This window comes from Streptococcus sp. GMD1S, assembly GCF_000296875.1.
Lineage (GTDB): Bacteria > Bacillota > Bacilli > Lactobacillales > Streptococcaceae > Streptococcus.
This window is the reverse complement of the sequence record NZ_AJQY01000082.1, coordinates 1-2,873: the sequence shown is the minus strand read 5'-3', so window position 1 is coordinate 2,873 and position 2,873 is coordinate 1. Positions and strand designations below refer to the sequence as shown.

Below are 2,873 nucleotides of genomic sequence, written 5' to 3'. Positions count from 1 at the left end.
CAAACTAGGAAGCTAGCCGCAGGCTGTACTTGAGTACGGCAAGGCGACGCTGACGTAGTTTGAATTTGATTTTCGAAGAGTATTATTGTACTTTAAAGGTCTTGAGATAGTTATCTTTTCCAACTTGACCTTCGAAGGATTGGCCATTTTCGAGGTAAGGAAGGTCGTCTGACACGGAAGCCTTGACCTTATAAATCTTGCCATCAACTTTAAAGAAGTAGACGGTATCACCCTTGATGACAGCTGATTTAAGGTCTGAGACGATACCCTTGATGTTTTCTACCGTTTCATTATCCAACTCGAGGTCATTTTTATTGGCATACTTGCTGAGGAGTTCATCTACCGTAGTTGCTACGATGACGTTTTGGTACTCCACGGCATCGACCAATGCATACTCCTTGACCAAGCCTGCATTGTCCTTCAAGCCCATGATATAGAGCGGTTTGTCATTGAGATTGACAAGAATAGGGAAGGTAGCCTTGTAGGCCTTCTCTTGCACTGCTCCCTCTGCAGAAGCACGGGCAGATTCTTCGGTTGCTGAAGCTAGATTGTACTTGGTGATTTCACCAGTGCGCATATTTTCAAGGATAAATCCTAGATTACTTTCGTCAGCGTTGGCTGAAGTCACCCCAGTGTAGAGATAAATGTCATTTCCGATAGAAAGATAGTTATAGCCTTCTGTCGTTTGGGTAACGTTTTTCTTAGAAATCAAGGCATTCCAGAGGCCGTCTTTATACTTGCCGTTGTAGTTGATTTGCTCGATGGTTTCTTCAGCTGGATAGACACGATCCACCCATTCTGGGACTTCATCCAAGCTGTATTCCTTGGTTTCTCCATTGGTGGCATCTAAGATAATAACAGACGAAGGGCGAGGTACTCCTAGACCAAACTGCTTTTGATAAACGGTTGCTACATAGAAAGGATTGCCTTCATCATCCACCTCAAAGGAGGGCGTTTTAAAAATCTTGGTTGGGTACTTGATCCGAAGATGACGTTTGACGTCTCGGTTAAAATACTCGGAGTCTGAATACTTCATTGGCGTTTTTAAATCCACCAATTCCGCATTTCCTGTCACCATATCAACCTTGATATACTCGCCAATTCCCTTGGACTGATTATTAAACCATTTGATCGGGTCGGCATACTCCAAAGGAGTTACTCGATAAGGTTTGCCATCAACCGTCAGCTGGGTATAAGTATCTGCTGCTACGTACTGGGAGACCTTATCCGTCAGAGAGCCTAGATAACGATCTCCAATCTTCTCTGCAGTGCTCCGATCTAGGATTGGAACCTTACTGGTATCACTCTTAGGAAAATCTTTAAAATCTTTTTCTGTGATAGACACCACATTAGCATAATTTTTTGCTTGGAAAAAGCTAGAGGTTACTAGGCTTACCAGACCAGCAAGGGCAAAAATGATAGCTGCAGTCAGAAACAATCCTCTACTAAGTTTGGTAAAAAGGAATCCTTCTAGATTGAGATCTTTGGCAGCCTTGCCATGACGTAGGTGAACTGTCTTGAGGAGGTTGGTATCCTTGCGGAAACTAAACAAAATTCCCATCACCACCAGATGCCCACAAAGAAAGAAGATGAATTCCCAACTAGTAAGATTAAGTGGCGGCAAAAAGATATACCAAGTCGTTGCGATAAAAACAAGTTCAAAAAGTATGCGTTTCATCTGAGTTCCTCCTAAATAATCCGTCCTTCCAAATGATCCAGTTCATGTTGGCAGATCTGAGCTGGAAAACCTGTTAACGTAATGGTCTGTTCCTCCCACTTACTATCACGATAGGAAACCGTAATCGTTTCATAGCGAGTTGTTGGTCGCACCCCAGTCAAAGACAAACAACCTTCCTCTGTCTCGTAAGGTCCTTTATAGGAAAGGAGAATGGGGTTAAACATGACCATGGGAACCAAGCCAAGATTAAAGATAATGACACGCTTCTGCACACCAATCATATTGGCTGCCAGACCGACACAGGTCTCGCGATTAGCCAGCAGGGTATCCTGCAAATCCTTAGCCAGATAAAGGTCTTCCTGACTTGCAGGTTTCGAGACCTGCGACAAGAATAAGACATCTCGGACAATTTTCTTTTCCATTCTCTTTCACTCCTTGCTACTTTACTTTATTATAGCACAAAAGGGAGCAACTCCTAGTCCTTTCTCTCAAATGCAAAAAAAGCCATCCGAAGATGACTTTCTTTTTAAATCGCGTTCTTATCAAGACCAAGTTTACGTTGAACAAACTTAACGATTTCGACGATAAGTATCATTGAGAAGCTTCCAGCTAGAACAATACCCCATTGAGACAAGTCTAGTTTGGTTACGTGGAAGATACCTTCAAGCGGTTCTACAACGATTGTTGCCATCAAGAGGATGAAGGATACCAAGATAGACCAGTTGAAGGTCTTAGACTTGAATGGTCCGACTGTCAAGATGGATTGGTAAACAGACTTGACGTTGTAGGCATGGAAGAGCTGAATCAAACCAAGTGTTGCAAAGGCCATAGTGAGGGCATCTGCGTGAATAGCATGATTGTCACCCACGTGAACTGGGTAAGCAATCGCAAGGCCATAAACACTCATAACAATAGCTGCTTGGAGTACACCTTGATAAATGATAGAACTCAAAACACCACCTGAGAAGAAGCTTGCCTTGCGTCCACGTGGTTTATGGTTCATGACACCAGGCTCAGCAGGCTCAACACCTAGAGCGATAGCTGGGAAGGTATCTGTTACCAAGTTGATCCACAAGAGATGAACTGGCTGCAAGACGTCCCAACCAAACAAGGTTGATAAGAAGATAGTTAATACTTCAGCAGTATTGGCAGAAAGTAAGTACTGAATAGTCTTTTGAATGTTTGAGAAGACCTT

General features: G+C 43.1%; 3 protein-coding genes. All 3 read right to left on the bottom strand.

The window, feature by feature from the left end:
• Window positions 1-82: 82 nt before the first annotated feature.
• Entirely contained in the window at window positions 83-1,678 is a 1,596-nt protein-coding gene (locus tag GMD1S_RS07015) for a hypothetical protein (protein WP_000821464.1), read from the bottom strand.
• Between the two features lie 11 nt (window positions 1,679-1,689).
• Window positions 1,690-2,100, bottom strand: coding sequence for a peptide deformylase (locus GMD1S_RS07010; RefSeq protein WP_000412252.1), 411 nt, complete (start codon window positions 2,098-2,100; stop codon window positions 1,690-1,692).
• Window positions 2,101-2,204: 104 nt separating this feature from the next.
• Window positions 2,205-2,873: cation transporting ATPase C-terminal domain-containing protein (locus tag GMD1S_RS07005; RefSeq protein ID WP_000630158.1), on the bottom strand; the 669-nt coding region annotated here is incomplete at its 5' end.

Excerpts from the sequence above, each read along its gene's own strand:
- GMD1S_RS07015 (WP_000821464.1), bottom strand. The coding sequence starts at position 1,678 with ATGAAACGCATACTTTTTGAACTTGTTTTTATCGCAACGACTTGGTAT.
- GMD1S_RS07010 (WP_000412252.1), bottom strand. The coding sequence starts at position 2,100 with ATGGAAAAGAAAATTGTCCGAGATGTCTTATTCTTGTCGCAGGTCTCG.